The 20,580-nt window shown below is 71.4% G+C and carries 16 protein-coding genes; 9 read left to right on the forward strand and 7 right to left on the reverse strand.

The genetic code is table 11. From position 1 onward, the window contains the following. The first annotated feature begins 43 nt into the window (after window positions 1-43). Window positions 44-3,643 (forward strand): hybrid sensor histidine kinase/response regulator, encoded by a 3,600-nt coding sequence (locus tag AC1PMG_RS06640; protein WP_481111066.1) that lies wholly within the window; start codon window positions 44-46, stop codon window positions 3,641-3,643. A gap of 161 nt (window positions 3,644-3,804) precedes the next feature. Here the strand turns inward: AC1PMG_RS06640 and mdtD are convergent, their stop codons facing one another. The 4 genes from mdtD to AC1PMG_RS06660 form a co-directional block, all read right to left on the reverse strand. Then, window positions 3,805-5,235: a multidrug transporter subunit MdtD gene (gene mdtD, locus AC1PMG_RS06645; RefSeq protein ID WP_342072320.1), complete on the reverse strand. Its 1,431-nt coding sequence runs from the start codon at window positions 5,233-5,235 to the stop codon at window positions 3,805-3,807. 286 nt (window positions 5,236-5,521) lie between these two features. Next, on the reverse strand, window positions 5,522-6,589 hold the full coding sequence (hemE, locus tag AC1PMG_RS06650; protein WP_481111067.1) for a uroporphyrinogen decarboxylase: 1,068 nt from the start codon (window positions 6,587-6,589) through the stop codon (window positions 5,522-5,524). Between the two features lie 10 nt (window positions 6,590-6,599). Further along, on the reverse strand, window positions 6,600-6,854 hold the full coding sequence (locus tag AC1PMG_RS06655; RefSeq protein ID WP_254460865.1) for a WGR domain-containing protein: 255 nt from the start codon (window positions 6,852-6,854) through the stop codon (window positions 6,600-6,602). A gap of 66 nt (window positions 6,855-6,920) precedes the next feature. After that, window positions 6,921-7,874 (reverse strand): GlxA family transcriptional regulator, encoded by a 954-nt coding sequence (locus AC1PMG_RS06660; RefSeq protein ID WP_481111068.1) that lies wholly within the window; start codon window positions 7,872-7,874, stop codon window positions 6,921-6,923. A gap of 92 nt (window positions 7,875-7,966) precedes the next feature. Here AC1PMG_RS06660 and AC1PMG_RS06665 point away from each other — a divergent pair, with 92 nt between their 5' ends. The 5 genes from AC1PMG_RS06665 (at window position 7,967) to AC1PMG_RS06685 (ending at window position 15,092) form a co-directional block, all read left to right on the forward strand. Continuing rightward, window positions 7,967-8,590 carry a cysteine hydrolase family protein gene (locus tag AC1PMG_RS06665; RefSeq protein ID WP_481111069.1) on the forward strand — a complete coding sequence of 208 codons (624 nt, stop codon included), beginning with the start codon at window positions 7,967-7,969 and terminating at the stop codon, window positions 8,588-8,590. Continuing rightward, window positions 8,587-8,910 (forward strand): cupin domain-containing protein, encoded by a 324-nt coding sequence (locus AC1PMG_RS06670; protein ID WP_481111070.1) that lies wholly within the window; start codon window positions 8,587-8,589, stop codon window positions 8,908-8,910. The genes AC1PMG_RS06665 and AC1PMG_RS06670 overlap by 4 nt, the downstream gene beginning before the upstream one ends. A gap of 322 nt (window positions 8,911-9,232) precedes the next feature. Beyond that, complete coding sequence (locus AC1PMG_RS06675; protein ID WP_481111071.1) at window positions 9,233-10,450, forward strand: efflux RND transporter periplasmic adaptor subunit; 1,218 nt, start codon at window positions 9,233-9,235, stop codon at window positions 10,448-10,450. Then, window positions 10,447-13,647: an efflux RND transporter permease subunit gene (locus tag AC1PMG_RS06680; protein WP_481111072.1), complete on the forward strand. Its 3,201-nt coding sequence runs from the start codon at window positions 10,447-10,449 to the stop codon at window positions 13,645-13,647. The genes AC1PMG_RS06675 and AC1PMG_RS06680 overlap by 4 nt, the downstream gene beginning before the upstream one ends. Then, window positions 13,647-15,092: an efflux transporter outer membrane subunit gene (locus AC1PMG_RS06685; RefSeq protein ID WP_481111073.1), complete on the forward strand. Its 1,446-nt coding sequence runs from the start codon at window positions 13,647-13,649 to the stop codon at window positions 15,090-15,092. Before AC1PMG_RS06680 ends, AC1PMG_RS06685 begins: the two co-directional genes overlap by 1 nt. 70 nt (window positions 15,093-15,162) lie before the next feature. Here the strand turns inward: AC1PMG_RS06685 and AC1PMG_RS06690 are convergent, their stop codons facing one another. Further along, window positions 15,163-16,188, reverse strand: coding sequence for an alpha/beta hydrolase (locus tag AC1PMG_RS06690; RefSeq protein ID WP_481111074.1), 1,026 nt, complete (start codon window positions 16,186-16,188; stop codon window positions 15,163-15,165). Window positions 16,189-16,299: 111 nt separating this feature from the next. On the opposite strand from AC1PMG_RS06690, the gene AC1PMG_RS06695 reads away from it, so the two are divergent. Beyond that, on the forward strand, window positions 16,300-17,118 hold the full coding sequence (locus AC1PMG_RS06695) for an AraC family transcriptional regulator (protein ID WP_481111075.1): 819 nt from the start codon (window positions 16,300-16,302) through the stop codon (window positions 17,116-17,118). 79 nt (window positions 17,119-17,197) lie between these two features. On the opposite strand, the gene aroB is transcribed toward AC1PMG_RS06695, so the two are convergent. After that, window positions 17,198-18,307, reverse strand: coding sequence for a 3-dehydroquinate synthase (gene aroB, locus AC1PMG_RS06700; RefSeq protein WP_481111076.1), 1,110 nt, complete (start codon window positions 18,305-18,307; stop codon window positions 17,198-17,200). Beyond that, window positions 18,304-18,846: a shikimate kinase gene (locus AC1PMG_RS06705; RefSeq protein ID WP_017910873.1), complete on the reverse strand. Its 543-nt coding sequence runs from the start codon at window positions 18,844-18,846 to the stop codon at window positions 18,304-18,306. The genes aroB and AC1PMG_RS06705 overlap by 4 nt, the downstream gene beginning before the upstream one ends. 134 nt (window positions 18,847-18,980) lie before the next feature. Between AC1PMG_RS06705 and pdxH the strand changes: the two genes are divergently transcribed. After that, entirely contained in the window at window positions 18,981-19,580 is a 600-nt protein-coding gene (pdxH, locus tag AC1PMG_RS06710) for a pyridoxamine 5'-phosphate oxidase (protein WP_017910874.1), read from the forward strand. A 70-nt stretch (window positions 19,581-19,650) separates the two neighbouring features. Next, window positions 19,651-20,451, forward strand: coding sequence for a cobalamin-binding protein (locus tag AC1PMG_RS06715; RefSeq protein ID WP_481111077.1), 801 nt, complete (start codon window positions 19,651-19,653; stop codon window positions 20,449-20,451). Window positions 20,452-20,580: the final 129 nt, after the last annotated feature.

A 20,580-nucleotide genomic window follows, 5' to 3' on the forward strand; every position in this document is an offset into this window, starting at 1 on the left:
GCCGGCGCTTATCGCCGACGATGGCGTCGGTGGCGCGGGACGGATGCCCGTCGGGGAGACAGAGGCGATGCGGTCGAGACGGATCTTGGGATGGCTGCTGCTGGCGTGGTCCGCGGTCGCCGGCGCGGCAGTGCCGCCGACGCCGCAGCCGCGCCAACTGACCGTGGCCGACGGCTTGCCGTCCAACAGCATCAATGGCTTCGCCGAGGACAAGCTCGGCTACCTGTGGCTGGCCAGCAGCGATGGTCTGGCGCGCTTCGACGGACGCGGCTACCGCATCTGGCGGATCGAGGACGGCCTGCACCACAACAAGATCTGGTCGGTGCACGTCGATGCGCAGAACCGGGTCTGGTTCGGGACCGACGGCGCCGGCCTGGGCATGCTCTCGGCCGATCGCCGGCAGTTCCGCTACTACGATCGCAGCACCTATCCGCAGATCGGCTCCACCACTGTGTGGGCCATCGCGTCCACGCCGGACGGCAGCGTCTGGTTCGGGACCTCCGCCGGCGGCCTGCACCAGCTGCAGCCGGACGGCCGCCTGCGCCGCTTCATGCCGATCCCCGGCGACGCGCGCAGCTTGCCTTCGGCCAGCGTCGCCCACCTGGCGACCACGCCGGACGGCACGCTGTGGGTGGGCACCCGCGGCGGCCTGGCGCGCTGGACCGGCCACGATTTCCAGCGCGTCGCCGCCGACGCGCTGCCGCGGCCGGACGTGCAGGGGCTGACGCCCGAACGCGACGATACGCTGTGGGTTTCGACCCTGGGCGGGATGCGCCTGCTGCGCGCCGACGCCAGCGTGGTGGAGCCGTACTGGCGCAACATGCCCGGCGACAGCGTGCTGGGCATGCTGGTCCACGACCGCCACGGCACGCGCTGGTTCGACACCATGGACGGGCTGGGCCGCGAGAGCGAGTCCGGGGTGATCCGCAACGTGCCGCTGTACAGCAATTCCGCGCACGGGCTGGTCAAGCCGAACTGGTCGCTGGCCTTCGAGGATCGCGAGGGCGGGCTGTGGTTCGCCAGTACCAATGCCGGCCTGTGGCACCTGCCGGCCAACTGGCAGCAGTTCTCGGTGCTGTCCTACCGGGTGGACGACCCGGAGTCGATGGGCAATCCCTACGTGCTGGCCACCGCCGCTTCCCGCGACGGCGGCGTGTGGCTGGCCGGCACGCGTGGCGTGCTGGACAAGCTGGATCCGGCCACCGGCGCCGTGCATCGGCACATGCGCGCGATGTTCGGCCTGGACTGGGCGCGGGCGATCGCCGAAGACCCGCAGGGCCGGCTGTGGGCGGCAGCGGCGGGGGCGGTGCTGCGCTACGACCCGACCAGCGGCGAGGTCCGGCGCTGGGGCAAGGACGCCGGGGCCGATGCGCCGATGATGGACCAGGTGGATCGGATCGTCTTCAGCAGCGACCGCCACGTCTGGATCTTCAGCGACATCACCGGCGTGCAGGTGCGCGACCTCGATGGCCACGTGCTGCGCACCATGGCGCCGGGAAGCGCCGGCCTGCCTGCGGATCTGACCGTGCAGGAGGCCAGCCTCGGGCCGCAGGGCCAGCCGTGGTTGCTGGGGCAGCACGGGCTGCTTGCCTGGAGCCCGGAGCGCGCGCGATTCGAAGCGGTGCACGGCGCACCGCAGCGCCCGCTGAGCGCCCTGGCGATCAGCGACGGCAACGTGGTCTGGCTGGCCAGCGTCGGCTGCCTGGAGCGCTATCTGTGGGACGGTAGCCGGCTGAGCCTGCTCGACCGCATCGACGCCGAGCAGGAGTTCCCGGCGCTGGCGCCGAACGGCCTGGTGGTCGATGCCAGCGGCGTGGCCTGGCTGAGCAGCGTGCGCGGGCTGATCCGGGTCGATCCGGCGAGCAAGGCGATCCGCTCCTACGGCGTGCACGATGGCCTGCCCAACCAAGAGTTCCAGATCCGCACCCTGGTGCAGGCGCGCAGCGGGCAGATCCTCGGCGGCACCCCGGACGGCGTGGTGCTGTTCGAGCCGGCGCAGGTGGTGCCGTCGCGGCGGCAGCCGCCGCTGGTGATCGAGCGTATCGGCGTGCGCCGCGGCGAGCGCGGGCTGGACCTGCTGCATGCCGACCGCATCGTGCTGCAGGAAGGCGACCGCGATCTGCACGTGGTCGCGCGCCTGCTGTCGTTCTCCGACACCGACGCCAACACCTACCGCTTCCGCCTCAGCGGCTACGATCCGGATTGGGTCGATGTGGGCGCCAGCGGCGAACGCCTGTTCTCGCGGCTGCCGTCGGGTCACTACACCCTGGAGATGCAGGCGCGTACCGCCGACAAGGTCTGGTCGAACGTGGTCAGCCTGCACTTCCGCGTGCTGCCGCCGTGGTGGCGCAGCCCCTGGGGCATCGCCGGGCTGGCGGTGCTGGCGGTGCTGGCGCTGTGGCTGCTCGCGTACCTGTACCGGCGGCGCCTGCGCCGGCGCGCCGCCTGGCAACTGGCGGTGCACAAGCAGGAGGTGGCCGAGCAGGCCTCGCTGGCCAAGACCCGCTTCCTGGCCACGCTCGGCCACGAAGTGCGCACGCCGATGACCGGGGTGCTGGGCATGAGCGAACTGCTGCTGTCCACGCCGCTGGACACCAAGCAGCGCCGCTACACCGAATCGATCCGCGACGCGGGCTCGCACCTGCTGCGCCTGGTCAACGATGCGCTGGACCTGGCGCGGATCGAGGCCGGGCGCCTGGAACTGGAACAGCAGCCGTTCGACCTGGGCCGGCTGATCGCCGAACTGGAGGCCATGATGGGGCCGATGGCGCGCAGCCGCGGGCTCGCCTTCGCCCTGGACAACGCAATGCCGCCGCAGGTCACCGCGCGTGGCGACGCCACGCGGGTGCGGCAGATCCTGCTGAACCTGCTCAACAACGCCATCAAGTTCACCGAGCACGGCAGCGTGCAGTTGCGGGTGGCGCCGCTGCAGCCGCAGCAGGGCGTGCGCTTCGAGGTCGCCGACACCGGGCCGGGCATCAACGCCGAACAGCAGGCGCGCTTGTTCCAGCGCTTCGAGCAGGCCGACGGGCCGCGGACCGCCGCACGCTACGGCGGCAGCGGCCTAGGCCTGGCGATCAGCCAGGAACTGGCGGTGGCGATGGGCGGGCGCATCGAACTGCGCAGCCGCCTCGGCGCCGGCACCCGCTTCGTGGTCGACCTGCCGTTGCCGTGGGTGCCCGAGCCGCTGCCGCAGGCGCCACGCGACGCCCGCGCATCCGCCAGTGCCGCTGCGCCGCGGCGGATCCTGCTGGTCGAAGACGATCCGACCGTGGCCGAAGTGGTCGGTGGCCTGCTGCGCGCCCGCGGCCACCACGTCACCCACGCCGCGCACGCGCTGGCCGCACTGACCGAAGCGGCGGCCAGCGCGTTCGACATCGCCTTGCTCGATCTGGACCTGCCCGGCCTGGACGGCCTGGCGCTGGCGCGGCAGTTGCGCGCCTTCGGCTACGGCATGCCGCTGATCGCGGTCACCGCCCGCGCCGACGCCGACGCCGAGCCGCAGGCCCGCGCTGCGGGCTTCAGCGGCTTCCTGCGCAAGCCGGTGACCGGCGAGATGCTGGCCGAGGCAGTGGAGGGGAAGCCGGGCCTGGAAGAAGCGCCGGGTTCCGGGGAGCGCGAGGGCAGCGACGATCGCGCTTAGCCCGCGCGCTGCGCCGCCTCTGTAGGAGCGGCTTCAGCCGCGACCGGCATTCTCGGCAATGCCCGGTCGCGGCTGAAGCCGCTCCTACGAGAGCCCAGGGACCGTACAGACCGCAACGCCGCCGCCGTTGCGAATCCCCAATCCCAACTCCCTAATCCCGGCTACTCGGCCACCTCCTCCACCTGCTTCGGATGCGGCCGCGTATCCGGCAGCTGCCAGAAGATCAGCGTCGAGGTCAGGGTGATGGCGCCGACGCAGACGAAGGTCGCGTGCAGCGCCGCGGTGGCGCCATGGGTATCGCCGAGGTGGGTGTTGAATGCCGCCAGCAGGCTGCCGGCCGCCGCGGCGCCGAAGCCGGTGGCCAGCATCATCACCATCGACAGCAGGCTGTTGCCGGCGCTGGCCTGGTCGCGGTCCAGGTCGCGCAGCGTCACGGTATTCATGACGGTGAACTGCAGCGAGTTGACCGCGCCGAACAGCGCCAGTTGCAGCAGCCGCCAGCCCAGCGGCTGGCCGGCGTCGAACAGCAGGAAGCTGGCCATCGCGGTGCCGACCAGCACCGTATTGGTCATCAGCACGCGGCGGTATCCGAAGCGCTCCACCAGCTTCACCGCCGCGCGCTTGGAGGCCATGCCGGCCAGCGCCACCGGGATCATCATCAACCCGGCGTTCATCGGGCTCATGCCCAGGCCCACCTGCAGCAGCAGCGGGATCAGGAACGGCATGCTGCCGCTGCCCACGCGCGAAAACAGATTGCCGAGGATGCCGATGCGGAAGCTGATGACCTTGAACAGGTGCAGCGGGAACAGCGGCGCCGCCGCGTTGGCCGCGTGCAGCCAGTAGCCGATCAGCGCCGCCAGCCCGGCGATCGCCAGCAGCATCACGAAGGCGTGGCGCAGGCCCAGTTCGGAGATGCCGTCCAGCGCCAGCGACAGCGCGACCATGCCGAAGGCCAGCATCGCGTAGCCGACCAGGTCGAAGCGGGTGCGTTGCTCGCCGTAGAAGTCCGGCATGATCCTGAGCGCGGCGGCGAAGCCGATCGCGCCGATCGGCAGGTTGATCAGGAACACCCAGTGCCAGGACGCCACCTGCACCAGCCAGCCGCCCAGGGTCGGGCCAACGAGCGGCCCGATCAGCGCAGGAATGGCGATGAAGCTCATCGCGCTGAGGAACTGCGCGCGCGAGACCGAGCGCATCACCGCCAGCCGGCCTACCGGCAGCAGCATCGCACCGCCGATGCCCTGCAGCACCCGCGCGGCCACCAGATACGGCAGCCGCGGCGCCGCCGCGCACAGCAGCGAGCCGAGGGTGAACAGCACGATCGCGGCCAGGAAGGTGCGGCGGGTGCCGTAGCGGTCGGCGATCCAGCCGGAGGCGGGAATGAACATCGCCACCGCCAGCGCGTAGCTGAACACCACCGACTGCATCTGCAGCGGGCTCTCGCCGAGGCTGCGCGCCATCGCCGGCAACGCGGTGTTGACGATGGTCGCATCGAGCATCTGCATGAAGATGGCCAGCGACACCAGCCACAGCAGCGGACGGAAACTGCGCGCGTCGGGAACGGCGATCGGATCGGAGGAGGGCGCGGACATCGGCACGCAGGGCGACGCGAGGGAGCGATAGGATCGCGCAGATCGCGTCGCCGTGTCGTGCAGTTGCGCGCGTTGCGCGCTTGCGATGCAGCGCGCGCTCAGCGATCAGCGCTGTCGACGCAGGGGTGGACGGCGCCTTGCAGACGCTCGCGTAGGCGCGGCTTCAGCCGCGACAGGGTGTTCTAGGAACGCCCATCGCGGCTGAAGCCGCTCCTACGCGACATTGCGCACGCACCACGGGCCGCCGGCGATGCAATCCCGCCTCCCGAATCCCCAATCCCGGCTCTTAAGCGCGCCGACTATGCCGCTGCACCGCCGCCACCAATGCCCCGACATGCTCCGGCTGCATGTCCGGCGACAGGCCGTGACCCAGGTTGAACACGTGTCCATCCAGCGAGCCGCCGTTGCCGTCGGCATAGCTGCGCAGCACGCGCTGCACTTCGCGGTCGATCGCCTCCGGCGCGCCGTACAGCATCGCCGGGTCGAGGTTGCCCTGCAGGGCGACGCGGCCGCCGGTGCGGCGCGCGGCGTCGGCCAGGTCGATGGTCCAGTCCACGCCCACGCCTTCGGTGCCGGAGCTGGCCAGCTCCTCCAGGTAGGGCGCATTGCCCTTGCCGAACAGGATCAGCGGGGTGCGCTCGGCGCCGTCGCCGCGCGCCAGTTCGCGGGCGATGCGCTGCAGGTAGGGCAGGGAGAACTCGCGGTACATCGCCGGGCTCAGCACGCCGCCCCAGGTGTCGAACACCTGCAGCGCCTGCGCGCCGGCCGCGCGCTGCGCCGCCAGGTAGGCGATCACCGCGTCGGTGTTGACCGACAGCAACTGGTGCAGCGCCGCCGGGTCGTTCAGCGCCAGCGCCTTGATCCGCGCGTAGTTGTCGCTGCCGCCGCCCTCGACCATGTAGCAGGCCAGGGTCCAGGGGCTGCCGGAGAAGCCGATCAGCGGCACGCTGCCGTCCAGTTCGCGGCGGATCACCCGCACCGCGTCCATCACGTAGCGCAGCTCGGTCTCCATGTCCGGCACGCCGAGCCGGGCGATCGCCGCGGCGTCGCGCACCGGGTGGCGGAACTTGGGGCCTTCGCCTTCGACGAAGTACAGCTCCAGGCCCATCGCATCGGGAATGGTGAGGATGTCCGAGAACAGGATCGCCGCGTCCAGCGGGAACCGCGCCAGCGGCTGCAGGGTCACTTCGCAGGCCAGTTCCGGGGTCTTGGCCATGGCCAGGAAGCTGCCGGCGCGGGCGCGTGTGGCGCGGTACTCGGGCAGGTAGCGCCCGGCCTGGCGCATCAGCCACACGGGGGTCTGGTCCACGGGCTCGCGGCGCAGCGCGCGCAGCAGGCGGTCGTTCTTGAGCATGGGGGATTCCTTAGCGCGGCGCGTCGGCGCCACGGGTGAACATGACCTGGAAGCCGCGCTTGAGCTGGGCGTCGCGGGCTTTCTCGAAGGCGGCGTGGGCGTCGTCCTGCTGCAGGTACAGCTCGCGCCGCAGCTGCGCGCGGCCGCCGATCTGGCCGCTTTCGCGCAACAGCTCCCAGCCGCCGAACAGATCCGGCTGCAGGGTCAACTGCAGGTAGCGTGGCGGCTCGTTGCCGTCGGGGCGTTGCTGGAGGAAGACGCGCATGCGCCGATTGTAGCGGGTGCCGGTGCGGGCGACGTGGCGCGACTGGCGGAACGCAGCGGGCCGGCCTCAGCCGGCGCGAAAGCCGCGACGGTAGGCCGAGGGCGGCACGCCCAGGGCGCGCGCGAACTGCTGGCGCAGCGCGCCGGCGCTGCCGAAGCCGCAGCTGGCGGCGATCCGCTCCAGCGCCAGGTCGGTGCTCTCCAGCAGCTGCTGGGCGCGGACCAGGCGCTGGTGCGCCAGCCACTGCACCACGGTGGTCCCGGTCACCTGGCGGAACTGGCGGGTGAAGCTGCGCCGGCTCATCCGCGCGTGCGCGGCCAGCGCGTCCAGGCGCAGCGGCTGCTCCAGCCGCTGCAGCATCCAGTCCAGGGTCGGGCCGAGCAGGGCGTCGCGGCGGCTGGCCGGCAGCGGCTGTTCGACGTACTGCGCCTGCCCGCCCTGGCGGTGCGGCGCCACCACCAGGCGCCGGGCGATGCGGTTGGCGACCTCGGCGCCGTGCCGGCGGCGCACCAGGTGCAGGCAGCAATCGATGCCGGCCACGGTGCCGGCCGAGGTCAGCACGTCGCCGTCGTCCACGTACAGCACGTCCGGCTGCAGCCGCACCTGCGGGTGACGCTGCGCGAAGCGTTCCAGGGCCGCCCAGTGGGTGGTGGCGGGGCGGCCGTCGAGCAGACCGGCGTCGGCCAGCACGAAGGTGCCCAGGCACAGGCCCACCACCTGTGCGCCGGCGGCATGGACGCGGCGCAGCGCCTGGCACAGCGCCGCCGGGGCCGGCTCGGCGGCATCGCGCCAGGACGGCACGATCACCGTGTCGGCGCCATCCAGCGCCTCCAGGCCGTGCTGCACCTGGATGGCGAAGCCGGCATCGGTGCGCAGCAGGCCTGGCTCGGCGGCGCACACGCGCAGGTCGAAGGCCGGCAGGTCGGTGTCCGGCCGCGCCTCGAACACCTGGCAGGGCACCGCCAGATGGAAGGGGCTGATGCGGTCGAAGGCGACCACGGCGATGCGATGCGGCGACATGGCCCGATTTTAGCGAAAACCGTGTTTCGGGCCACTCGTCGCCGCGCATCCGGCCGCCGACACTGGCCGCCTCTTCGCCCCGGAGTCATCGCATGTCTTCTCCCCGCCGCGCCCTGCTGGTCATCGATGTCCAGAACGACTACTTCGACGGTGGGCTGCCGATCGCCCATCCGCCGGTGGCGCAGTCGCTGCCCCACATCCTGCAGGCGATGGACGCGGCACAGACGCATGGCGTGCCGGTGCTGGTGGTGCAGCACACCGCGCCGGCGCAGTCACCGGTGTTCGCCGACGGCAGCGCCGGCTGGGCGTTGCACCCGCAGGTGGCCGCGCGGCCGCACACGCGGCTGCTGCGCAAGACCCGGCCCAGCGTGTTCGCCGACACCGACCTGGCCGCCTGGCTGCAGGCGCAGGCGATCGACACCCTGACCGTGGTCGGCTACATGACCCACAACTGCAACGCTTCCACCGTGTATGAGGCCTTCCACCGCGGGCTGGCGGTGGAAGTGCTGGGCGACGCCAGCGGCGCGCTGGCGTACGCCAACGCCGCCGGCCAGGCCAGTGCCGAGGAGATCCACCGGGTGTTCGGGGTGGTGTTCCACAGCAACTTCGCCGCGGTCGCCGCCACCGCGCAGTGGATCGCGGCGGTGCAGGCGGGGCTGCCGCTGCCGCGCGACAACGTGTTGCAGTCCAACCGCCGCGCGCGCGGCCTGGCATGAGCGCCGCGCCGCGGGTGCTGCGTGCACGCGACTTCACCGGCAGCCGCGCCTGGGAGGCGCTGCCGGTGGCGCTGCTGGACGGCATCGGCGTGCGCATCCACTGGACCGATCAGGCCTATGTCTGGCACGTCAACGACGGCCAGGAGGTGTTCGTGGTGCTGGACGGGCAGGTGCAGATGCGCTGGCGCGTGCAAGGCATTGAGCAGGCGGCGCTGCTGCAGGCCGGCGACGTGTTTCATGCGCCGGAAGGCACCGAGCACGTGGCGCACCCGCAGGGCCCGGCGCGGGTGCTGGTGGTGGAGCGCGACGGCAGTCCGTGAGCGCCGGGATCCGCTCCTGGCCGGCGGGCGCCGCGATGGTGCCCGGGACGTGCCGCTGTCGATGACGTGTGTACAGGGCGACGCACACTGCGCGTTCTGATGTGCGTTCTATCACGGAGCCATCACTGGCGATCTGGCGTCATTGGAACAGGCTATGCCGCTGCGTGCGCACAGAGATCCTGGTGTCACGGCATCGCCATTCACCACGAGTGCGGACGCGGCCGGTATGCGAAGCCAGAGCGATGGGCGGTTCCCTGGGCAGCACCCCGAGGTTAGCGCGGGACGGGATCTCGCGCGGCCTGCTGCCATTTCCGACGATGTCATGTCGTTGCGCGCGCCACGTCGTCGCGCGAGCGCTTATCAAACGCCACGCAGGGCGTGCGGCCTGGGTCGGGTCACTGTCTTCGCCGGATTGGCGGCGCTGTGCCTGCTGATCCTCGGCGGCTGGTACTGGCGCGCACACCGCCAGCAGCCCACGCCGGCGCCCGAGCCCTTGCGCGTGCAGACCATGACCGTCGCGCCGCACCGGGTCCCGGACATCATCGAGACCTCCGGCACGCTGCTGTCGCCGCAGACCGTGGAGGTACGCGCGCAGGCCGACGGGGTGCTGCAGTCGGTGCTGATCCATGACGGCGAGCAGGTCCATGCCGGGCAACTGCTGTTCACCATCGATCCGCGGCCGCTGCGGGCGGCGTTGGCGCAGGCGCGCGCCACCCTGGCCCGCGACCAGGCGCTGGCGGCGGATGCGGCCGACACCGAGGCGCGCTACGCCAAGTTGTCCAAGAGCGGCGCGGTCGATCCCAAGACCTACACCACCGCGGCCGACACGCTGCGCTCGCTGCGCGGCACCGTCGCCGCCGACCAGGCGCAGGTCGAACAGACCCAGCTGTCGCTGGCCTACACCCAGGTGCGTGCACCGATCGACGGCCGCGCCGGTGCCATCGCGGTCAAGCCGGGCAACCTGGTGTCCAGCGGGTCCAGCACCGCGCTGGTGACGCTCAACGTCAGCACGCCGATCGAGGTGCGCTTCGCCCTGGCGCATGTGCAGGTCGACGCGGTGCGCGCCGCGCCGCTGGGGCACCAGGGCCTGGGGCTGCCGGTGCTGGCGCTGGATGCCGTGAACGGCACGCTGCTCGATCGCGGCGAGGTGGCGTTTCTCGACAACGCCTTCGACACCAGCAGCGGCACCCTGGAACTGCGCGCGCGCTTCGCCAACGCCGGCGCCACGCTGTGGCCGGGGCAGTTCGTCACCGTGCGGGTGATCCTGGCGGAGGACCCGCGGGCCCTGTCGGTGCCCGAGAGCGCCTTGCAGCAGGGACAGCAGGGGCCGTACGTGTACTGCGTGGTCGATGGCCATGCCGTGGCGCGGCCGCTGACCGTGGCGCGGATGATCGACGGGCAGGCGGTGATCGCCAAGGGCCTGCACGCGGGCGATCGCGTCATCCTCACCGTGCCCAACGAACTGCGCGACGGCACCGCGGTGCAATCCTCCAACCAGCACGCCACGCCGACCGCGGCGGCGACCGGACGGCATGCGTGAACCTGTCGGCGCTGTTCATCCGCCGCGCGGTGATGACCTCGGTGCTGATGATCGGCCTGGTGCTGGCCGGCGGCATGGCCTACTTCGCGCTGCCGGTGAGCGAGCTGCCCGACGTCAGCTTCCCGACCATCACCATCAACATGTCGCTGCCCGGTGCCAATCCCGAGACCATGGCCGCAGCGGTGGCGACGCCGCTGGAGCGCCAGTTCAGCGGCCTGCCCGGGCTGGACACGATGAGTTCGACCAGCAGCGTCGGCAGTACGCGCATCGTGTTGCAGTTCGCGTTGAGCCGCAATGTCGATGCCGCCGCGCAGGACGTGCAGAACGCGGTGTCGCAGGCGGCCGGCCTGCTGCCGCGCGAGATCAACCCCGCGCAGATCCAGAAGGAGGATCCCAGCGCCGCGCCGATCATGCACCTGATCCTGCGCTCCAAGACCATCGCGCTGCCGCTGCTCAACCAGTTCGCCAAGGACCGCGTGGCGCTGCGCCTGGCCTCGGTGCCGGGCGCCGGCCAGATCGACGTCAACGGCGCGCAGAAGTACGCGGTGCGCCTGTTCGTCAATCCGCACCTGCTCGCCGCCCGTCACCTGGGCTTCGACCAGGTGGTCTCGGCGGTGCAGGCGGGCAACAGCAACGCCCCGGCCGGCACGCTGATGGGGCGCGCGCGCTCCTACACCGTGCGCGCCGACGGCCAGCTCAAGCGCGCGGCCGATTTCGACGCCATGGTGCTGAGCTATGCCGACGGCGCGCCGGTGCGCCTGCGCGACGTCGGCCATGCCGAGGACAGCGTCGAGAACCTGCAGACCGCCGCCTCGCTCAACGGCCAACGCGCGATCGAGATCAACATCCATCGCCAGCCCGGCGCCAACACGCTGTCGGTGACCCAGGGCATCCAGGCGGCGTTGCCGGGGATCCGCGCGCAGCTGCCCGGCGACGCCCAGCTCGATGTGCTCTACGACCGCGGCGACTACATCGGTGCGTCGGTGGAAGACGTGGAGTGGACCCTGGTCGGCTCGCTGGTGCTGGTGATCGTGGTGATCCTGCTGTTCCTGCGCAGTTGGATGGCGACCCTGATCGTGGCGCTGGTGCTGCCGACCTCGCTGATCGGCACCTTCGCGGTGATGCGCCTGCTGCATTTCAGCCTCGACAACATCTCGATGCTGGCGCTGACCCTGTCGGTCGGCTTCGTGGTCGACGATGCCATTGTGGTCATCGAGAACATCGTCCGCCACGCCGAGCAGGGCGCCAGCCGCATGGACGCGGCCATCGCCGCCTCGCGCGAGATCGGCTTCACCGTGCTGTCGATGACGGTGTCGCTGTCGGCGGTGTTCCTGCCGATCGTGTTCATGGGCGGGCTGGTCGGGCGGCTGTTCTCCGAGTTCGGCATGGTGATCGCGATCGCGGTGATCCTGTCGGGCATCGTCTCGCTGACGCTGACACCGATGCTCGCCAGCCGCTGGCTCGACCCGAAGAAGAGCACGGGCTGGGTGTTCGAGCGCTTCGACCGGCTGGTCGACGCCAGCGAACGCGGCTACGCGCGCTCGCTGGCCTGGGCGACCGAGCGCATCGGCCTGATGTGCGTCATCGGTGTGGCCACCCTGGTCGGCACCGCCGGCGTCTACGCCGTGGTCGAGAAGGGCTTCATCCCGCAGGTGGATTCGGGAAAGATCGACGGCGATACCCGCGTGCCCGAGGGCACCGCGTTCGCCGACTTCGTCGCCAAGCAGGCGGCGGTGGTGAAGATCATCCAGCGCAATCCCAACGTGGCCAACGTGGAGTCGGTGATCGGCTCGGACAATTCGCTCAGCAACAGCGGGCGCCTGCTGATCGGGCTCAAGCCGCTGTCCGAGCGCAGCGGCAGCGCAGAGGAGGTGATCCAGGACGTGCGCAAGCAGGTCGCCGCGATCCAGGGCATCACCCTCAACATGCGCAATCCGCCGGCGATCGACATGGGGCCGACGGCCTCGAACGGATCGCTGCAGTACGTGCTGCAGTCCACCGACCAGAAGGCGCTGTACGCCCAGTCCGACAGCGTCCTGCAACGCCTGCGGCAACTACGCGACGTGCAGGATCCGCAGAGCGACCTGCAGCTCAAGAACCCGGAGATCGAGGTGGTGCTGCACCGCGAGCAGGCCGCCGCGCTGGGCGTCACCGCCGCCGGTCTGCAGGACACCCTGGCCAGCGCCTATGGCGGCCGCAAGATCAGCACCATCTACGGCGACACCGATCAGTACGAAGTGCTGCTGCAGGTGGACCCGGCGGCGCAGGCCGACCTCAACGGCCTGGATGCGCTGTCGTTCAACGGCAACCAGAACCCGGGCATCACCGCGATCGGCACGCAGACCTCCAACAGCAGTTCCGGCACCAGCGCGGTGCTGACCGCGGCCGGCGGCCCGATGGTGCCGCTGCGCGCGGTTGCCGACGTGCGCATGGGCGTGGGGCCGGTGGCGATCAACCATTACGCCGGCCTGCCGGCGGTGACGCTGTCGATGAATCTGGCACCCGGCGTGTCGCTGGGCGATGCCGCCGCCGGCATCGGCAACCTGATGGCGCAGACCCTGGGCAAGGGCGACGCGCGCGCCATCAGCGGCCAGTTCGCCGGTTCGGCGCAGGCCTTCGAGAATTCGATGAAGACCTTGCCGATGCTGCTGCTGATCACCGTGCTGCTGATCTACGGCGTGCTGGCGATTCTGTACGAGAACGCGCTGCATCCGATCACCATCCTGACCTCGCTGCCGCTGGCCGGGTTCGGCGCCATTCTCATGCTGGTGCTGTTTCGCCAGGAGCTCAATCTCTTCAGCTTCGTCGGCCTGATCCTGCTGGTCGGGCTGGTCAAGAAGAACGGCATCATGATGGTGGACTACGCGCTGGACCTCGAGCGCTCGGGCGATGCGCGCTGGAAGCAGCCGCGCGCGGCGATGCTGGAAGCGGCGACCGTGCGCTTCCGCCCGATCATGATGACCACCCTGGCGGCGGTGCTGGGCTCGCTGCCTATCGCGCTGGGCGTCGGCGCCGGCGCCGAAGCGCGGCGCCCGCTCGGCATCGCGGTGGTCGGCGGCCTGCTGTTCTCGCAGGCGCTGACCCTGTACCTGACCCCGGCCTTCCACATCGCGATGGCCGAGTGGCTGGCGCGCCGTCGCGCACGTCGCGACGGCACCGCGCCGCCATCGGCACCGACGCTGCCGGAGCCGGCCTGATGCGCGCGTTCGCACTCGGTGCCGCCTGCCTGCTGTCGGCGTGCAGCCTGACGCCGGCCTATGTGCGGCCCGCCGCACCGATTCCGCCGTCGTGGCCGGTGGGCGATGCCTACCTGGCGCAACACGAGGCCACGCTGCCGTCGCTGGGCTACCGGCAGGTGTTCGGCGACCCGCGGCTGCAGGCGCTGATCGCGCAGGCGCTGGACAACAACCGCGATCTGCGGATCGCGCTCGCCGATATCGCCCAGGCGCGGGCGCAGTACCGCATCCAACGCGCGGCCCTGCTGCCGGAGGTGGGGACCAGCGCGACCTACACGCGCACCTATCGCGGCAAGGGCGCGGCGCCGGCCAACGACGCGACGCAGGGCGGCAACGCAGCGGCCGCGCCGGCGGCGGGCTATGCCAGCAATTACGATCTGGGGCTCGGCGTTACTGCTTTCGAACTCGACCTGTTCGGCCGGATCCACGCGCTGACCGCGGCCGCGCAGCAGCGCTACCTGGAACAGGAGGCGGCGGCGCGGGCCACGCGCCTGACCCTGGTCGGCGACATCGCCACGGCCTGGCTGACCTATGCCAGCGATCGCAGCCTGCTGACGCTCGCGCAGGACACCGAACGCAGCGCCGGCGCCAGCGCTGCGCTGACCGCGCAGCGGGTGGACGGCGGCATCGTGCCGCACTCGGCGCTGGACCAGGCCAATCAGGTATTGCATGCCGCGCAGTCCGACCTGGCCGCACAGACCACGGCAGTGGCACAGGACGTCAATGCCTTGCAGTTGCTGGTGGGCGCCCCGGTCGATCCGGCGCTGCTGCCGGCCTCGATCGAGGAGGCCGCGGCGCACATCGGCGATCCGCCTGCCAGCCTGGATACGAGCATCCTGCTGCGCCGGCCCGACGTGGTGCAGGCCGAATACGCGCTGCGCGCAGTCAATGCCGAGATCGGCGCCGCCCGCGCCGCGTTGTTTCCGCGCATCAGCCTGAGCGGCCTGCTCGGGCTGACCAGCACCGCGCTGTCGGACCTGTTCACCCACGACGCGTTCAACGGCTCGGTGGGTGCGGGCGCCGCCTACACCCTGTTCGATGGCGGTGCGGCGCGCGCCAACGTGCGCTACACCGAGGCGCAGCGCGATGCCGCCGTGGCCGGCTACGAAAAGACCGTGCAGACCGCCTTCGGTGAAGTGGCCGATGCGCTGGCCCGGCGCGGCACCATCGATGCGCAATTGCGCGCGCAGCACGCTCTCCTTACCGATGCCGCCAATACCTACGACGCCAGCGCGCAGCGCTACCGCGTCGGCGTGGAGAGCGCGCTGTCCAACCTGGATGCGCAGCGCAGCTACTACGCGGCGCAGCGCAGCCTGGTCGCGGTGGAACTGACCGCGGCAACCAATCGGGTGACGCTGTACCGCACCCTGGGCGGGGACGCGTCGCTTGAGGCTGCCCAGCCCTGAATGCGCTCGGCGCGGGTGGGCGGCACGCTGCAGCCGGAACGCGCTGCATGGCGTGCCGCCGGTCATGCGCTTACTTCAGGTGTTCGCGCAGTCCGTCGCCGGCCTGCTGGATCGCGGTCCGCACCGCGGGCACCTCGCGCAGGGCATTGAGCAGGCCGAAATCGTGGATCAGGCCGTTGTAGCGGGTCACCGTGACCGTCACCCCGGCCTGGTCCAGCTTGCGGCCGAAGGCTTCGCCCTCGTCGCGCAACACGTCCAGCTCGGCGGTCTGGATCAGCGTCGGCGGCAGGCCGGCGAGTTGCGCCGGGGTCGCGCGCAGCGGCGAGGCGGTGATCTCGGCGCGTGCCTTGGGATCGGTGGTGTAGTTGTCCCAGAACCAGGTCATCATGTTGCGGGTGAGGAAATAGCCGCTCTGGAACTGCTGGTAGGACCCATCGTCGAAGCGGGCGTCGGTCACCGGCCACAGCATCAGGTCGTAGCGCAGCGCCGGGGTGCCGGCGGCCTTGGCCTGCAGTGCCACGGCCGCGACCATGTTGCCGCCGACGCTGTTGCCGGCCAGCGCCAGGCGCTGGCCGTCCACGCCGATCTGCGCGCCGTGCTCGGCGACCCAGCGGGTGGCGGCATAGGCCTGGTGGATGGCGACCGGATACTGCGCTTCCGGTGACGGCGTGTAGTCCACATAGACCGCCACCGCGCCGGAGGCGTTGACCAGGTCGCGGATCAGGCGTTCGTGGGTCGGGAAGTCGCCCAGCACCCAGCCGCCGCCGTGGAAGAACATGAAGGCCGGCAACACCTGGCCATCCGTGTGCGGCGGCCGCACGATCACCAGGTTCAGCGGCTTGCCGTCGGCCTGGATGGTGGTGCGGCTGACCTCGGCCGGCGGCAACGGCGTATTGGCCTGGGCATCGCGCAGCACCTGCCGCGCCTGCGCCGGCGTGAGCTGCTCGATCAGCTTGCCGCCGCTGCCGTTGAGCGCATCGAGGAACTGCGCGACCGGGCGCAACGGCGCAGGCTGGTCGGCCGGCGTCGCGGCGGCGGCGGTGCCGATCGCACCGGCCAACATCGAGGTGGCGAGCAGGGGAAGCAGGGTCTTCATGGCGTTTTCCTGTGGCATGCCGGGCGGGGTGCCGGCGACAGGAGTGACTTTGCGCGCCAAGGCGATACGATAGGTGGCGAATCGTCCGCAAAACTTTACCTGGAGTCCTGATTGACCGATCGCCTGGCCGCCTTGTTGACGCACTTCTCGGTCAGCGCCGAGGTCTTCCACGCCGGCACGCTGTGCGGCCTGCACCGGCTCGACGACGGCGACCGCGGCCAGCTGCATCTGTTGCGCCAGGGCAGCGTCGTCGTCCACAACGGCGATGGCAGCGTGCTGCGAATCGACCGGCCCAGCCTGCTGCTGTACCCGCAGGCCATGCCGCACCATTTCGAGACCGATGCGCAACGTGGCGCGGATTTCGCCTGCGCGCACCTGCGCTTCGGTGGCGGTGCGGCCAATCCGCTGGTGCGCGCCTTGCCGGCCTGCATCTGCCTGCCGCTGGACGCGCTGCGGCAGGGCGAGGCGCTGCTGCACCTCCTGTTCGAAGAAGCGTTCGCGCAGCATTGCGGGCGCCAGGCGGTGTTGAACCGGCTGTTCGAGGTGGTGCTGGTGCACGTGATCCGCGAGCTGATGGAGCAGGGACTCGCCGACAGCGGCATGCTCGCCGGCATGGCCGATGCGCGGCTGCGGCTGGCGCTGACGGCCATCCACGACGCCCCGGCGCAGCCCTGGACGCTGGAGAGCCTGGCCGCCCGTGCCGGCATGTCGCGCAGCGCGTTCGCGCGCAGCTTCCGCGAGATCCTCGGCTGCACGCCGGGCCAGTACCTGCAGGACTGGCGCATCGCCCTGGTGCAGCGCGGCCTGCGCGAAGGGCGGCCGCTGAAGCAGCTTGCCGACGAAGTGGGCTACGGCAGCGAGGCCGCGGTGTCGCGCGTGTTCAAGGCGCAGGTGGGGCAGAGCCCGCGCGCGTGGCGGCAGGCACGCTGAGTGCGTGTGCGGGCGTATGCAGGCGCGCCAGCACCACCGGCGCGCGTGGGGGCGACTGTCGCCTAAGCGCTGCGCCGGCTCAGCCGGCGGCCAGCACCGCCAGCACCTCGGCCTCGTCCACGTCGGGCACGATCTCGGCGTGGCCGATGCCGCGCCACAGCACCAGCCGCAGGCGTCCGGCCAGGTTCTTCTTGTCCAGGCGCATGCGCGCCAGCAGCGCCTCCGGCGCCAGGCCGGCCGGCAGCGCGGTCGGCAGGCCGAAGTCGTGCAGCAGCGCGCGCAGTTTCTCCATGTCCTGCGCGCTGGCCATACCCAGCCGCGCCGACAGCGCGGCCGCCAGCACCATGCCCACCGCCACCGCTTCGCCGTGGTTGAGGTTGGCGTTGTCCGGGGCGCCGTAGCCCTGTTCGGTCTCGATGGCGTGGCCGAAGGTGTGGCCGAGGTTGAGCAGGGCGCGCTCGCCCTTCTCCAACGGATCGCGGGCGACGATCTCGGCCTTGTGTTCGCAGCTGCGCGCGATCGCCTGCGCCAGCGCGGCCGGCTCGCCGGCCAGCAGCGCGCGGCGTTCGGCATGCAGCCATTCGAAGAACAGCGGGTCGCGGATGGCGCCGTACTTGATCACCTCGGCCAGCCCGGCGCGCAGTTCGCGCGGCGGCAGGCTGCGCAGGGTGGCGGTATCGGCCAGCACCGCGCGCGGCGGATGGAACGCGCCGACCAGGTTCTTGCCCTGCGGGATGTCCACCGCGGTCTTGCCGCCGACCGAGGAATCGACCATCGCCAGCAGCGTGGTCGGCAGTTGCACGCAATCCACGCCGCGCATCCAGCAGGCGGCGGCGAAGCCGGCCAGGTCGCCGACCACGCCGCCGCCCAGCGCCAGCACGCAGGCGTCGCGGGTGGCGCCCAGGGCGGCCAGCGCGGCGATCGCCGCGGCGAAGTGGTCCAGGGTCTTGGAGGCTTCGCCGGCCGGGATCACGAAGTCGCCGATCTGCAACTCCGGGCGTGCCGCCAGCAGCGCGCTGCGGACCTGCGCGGCATACAGCGGCGCCACCTGGCTGTCGCTGAGCAGCAGCACGTGGCGGCCGCGCACGTGTGCGGCGAGGGCGGCGCCGTCGTCGAGCAGGCCGGGGCCGATGTGGATGGTGTAGGCCGGGTCGCCAGCGACCTGGACCCTGCGCGATGCTGCGGTCATGCAGTGGGTTCCGGAAGTTTCCACGACGCGGCCAGGCGCACGACCAGCTGCGCGGTGGCCTCGGCCGGGGTGAAGTGGTCGGTGTCCAGGATCAGGTCGGCGACCTCGCGGTACAGCGGTTCGCGCACCGCGTGCAGGTCGCGCAGCACCTGCTCGCGGTCGCCACGCTGCAGCAGCGGACGGCTGCGGTCGCGGTGCAGGCGCTGCAGTTGCGCGGCCACGCCGACCCGCAGGTACACCACGAAGCCGTGTTCGCGCATCTCGCGGCGGCTGTCGGCATTGAGCACGGCGCCGCCGCCGGTGGAGATCAGGTGGCCGGGCGTGCTCAGGATGCTTTCCAGCACCGCGCGCTCGTGCTCGCGGAAACCGGCTTCGCCGGCGTGTTCGAACAGCGAGGCGATGCTGGCGCCGGTGCGCTCGACGATGGTCTGGTCGCTGTCGACGAAGACCAGGCCGAAGCGCTCGGCCAGGCGGCGGCCGATGACGCTCTTGCCGGCACCCATCGGGCCGACCAGCACCAGGTTGGGGGCGGGATTCATCCGCCGATGCTAGCAGAGACCGGCGCCGCCTCGCGCGCTGCGCGGGACCCGTGCGCGTGCCGTTGCGCGGCGAGGCGTGCGTCGCGCGGTGCATGGCGCGACAATGGGGGATCGTCCGCCGAGTGCCTGTCGCCATGCCCGATCTCTACGCCGAAGCCCTGTCCACGTTCGCCGACCTGTTCGCCGAGGCGCGCACCAGCGACGAGGCCGAATACAACGCCATGGTCGTGTCCTCGGCCACGCTCGAGGCGCGGCCGTCGTCGCGGGTGGTGCTGCTGAAGGCCTACGATGCGCGTGGTTTCGTGTTCTACACCCACCTGGACAGCCAGAAGGGCCGCGAGCTGCAGGCCAATCCGCAGGCCTCGCTGCTGTTCCTGTGGCGGCGCATGCGCGAGGACGGGGTGCAGGTGCGCATCGACGGCGAGGTGCAACTGGTCGCCGCGGCCGAGGCCGACGCCTATTTCGCTTCGCGTCCGCGCATGAGCCAGATCGGCGCCTGGGCCTCGGCGCAGTCGCGCACCTTGGCCTCGCGCGAGGAATTCGAGGAGCGCGTGGCCAAGGCCGAGGCCACCTTCGAGGGCCGCGAGGTGCCGCGTCCGGACGGCTGGGGCGGGTTCCGCGTGGTGCCGCGCAGCTTCGAGTTCTGGTACGGCGCCAAGTACCGCCTGCATGAGCGCTGGCGCTACGAAGCCGACGCCGCCGGCCACTGGAGCAAGCGGATGCTGTTCCCGTGAGCGGCGCCGGCCCCGCCTGCCGCGGTACCGCCGCCGCGGTGCGCGCGTGCTCGGGCGAGGCGCGCTGAGCATGGGCCCGCAGCGCATCGTCTGCCTGACCGAGGAGCCGACCGAGACGCTGTACGCGCTCGGCGAACAACAGCGCATCGTCGGCATCAGCGGCTTCACCGTGCGCCCGCCGCAGGCGCGCCGCGACAAGCCCAAGGTCAGCGCTTTCACCAGCGCCAAGATCGGCGAGATCCTCAAGCTGCAGCCGGACCTGGCCATCGGCTTCTCCGACATCCAGGCCGACATCGCCGCCGAACTGGTGCGGCATGGCGTGGAGGTGTGGATCGCCAACCATCGCAGCGTCGACGGCATCCTCGACTACATCCGCCGGCTCGGCGCGCTGGTCGGCGCCGGACCGCGCGCCGTGGCCTATGCCGACGAACTGCAGCGCGGGCTCGACGCCATCGCCGCGCAGGCCGCCACCTTGCCGCGGCGGCCGCGGGTGTACCTGGAGGAATGGGACGAGCCGATCATCACCGGTATCCGCTGGGTGGCCGAACTGGTGGGCATCGCCGGCGGCGAGGACGTGTTCCCGGAACTGTCGGTGCAGCCGCTGGCCAAGGCGCGGATCCTGGCCAACGGCGATGAGGTGGTGCGGCGCGCGCCGGACATCATCCTCGGCTCCTGGTGCGGCAAGCGCTTCCGTCCCGAGCGCGTTGCCGCGCGGCCGGGCTGGGCGGCGATGCCGGCGGTGCGCGACGGGCAACTGTTCGAGATCAAGTCGCCGCTGATCCTGCAGCCGGGGCCGGCGGCCCTTACCGATGGCGTGCGCGCCATCGCCGACATCATCCAGGCCTGGGCCAGGGGCGTCGGCGCGCGCTAGGGCTTTTCTCGATCCCCGGGCACGCCGCGTCGTCTGGCCGGTGCGTCGGCAGCGTTGCGTGGCGCAGGGCCTGGCTGGCGGTCGGCGCACGCCGCGCGGCGTCGGCGGCACACCGGACAGGGCCCACCG

It is taken from the genome of Xanthomonas sp. NCPPB 2250 (genome assembly GCF_056725265.1).

Bases quoted from the DNA above. Each gene is read 5' to 3' on its own strand.
- AC1PMG_RS06665 (WP_481111069.1), top strand. From the start codon at position 7,967: ATGTCTTCTCCCCGCCGCGCCCTGCTGGTCATCGATGTCCAGAACGAC.
- AC1PMG_RS06715 (WP_481111077.1), top strand. From the start codon at position 19,651: ATGGGCCCGCAGCGCATCGTCTGCCTGACCGAGGAGCCGACCGAGACG.
- hemE (WP_481111067.1), bottom strand. From the start codon at position 6,589: ATGCTCAAGAACGACCGCCTGCTGCGCGCGCTGCGCCGCGAGCCCGTG.
- AC1PMG_RS06670 (WP_481111070.1), top strand. From the start codon at position 8,587: ATGAGCGCCGCGCCGCGGGTGCTGCGTGCACGCGACTTCACCGGCAGC.
- AC1PMG_RS06655 (WP_254460865.1), bottom strand. From the start codon at position 6,854: ATGCGCGTCTTCCTCCAGCAACGCCCCGACGGCAACGAGCCGCCACGC.
- pdxH (WP_017910874.1), top strand. From the start codon at position 18,981: ATGCCCGATCTCTACGCCGAAGCCCTGTCCACGTTCGCCGACCTGTTC.
- AC1PMG_RS06640 (WP_481111066.1), top strand. From the start codon at position 44: ATGCCCGTCGGGGAGACAGAGGCGATGCGGTCGAGACGGATCTTGGGA.
- aroB (WP_481111076.1), bottom strand. From the start codon at position 18,307: ATGACCGCAGCATCGCGCAGGGTCCAGGTCGCTGGCGACCCGGCCTAC.
- AC1PMG_RS06690 (WP_481111074.1), bottom strand. From the start codon at position 16,188: ATGAAGACCCTGCTTCCCCTGCTCGCCACCTCGATGTTGGCCGGTGCG.
- mdtD (WP_342072320.1), bottom strand. From the start codon at position 5,235: ATGTCCGCGCCCTCCTCCGATCCGATCGCCGTTCCCGACGCGCGCAGT.
- AC1PMG_RS06675 (WP_481111071.1), top strand. From the start codon at position 9,233: ATGTCGTTGCGCGCGCCACGTCGTCGCGCGAGCGCTTATCAAACGCCA.
- AC1PMG_RS06705 (WP_017910873.1), bottom strand. From the start codon at position 18,846: ATGAATCCCGCCCCCAACCTGGTGCTGGTCGGCCCGATGGGTGCCGGC.
- AC1PMG_RS06685 (WP_481111073.1), top strand. From the start codon at position 13,647: ATGCGCGCGTTCGCACTCGGTGCCGCCTGCCTGCTGTCGGCGTGCAGC.
- AC1PMG_RS06660 (WP_481111068.1), bottom strand. From the start codon at position 7,874: ATGTCGCCGCATCGCATCGCCGTGGTCGCCTTCGACCGCATCAGCCCC.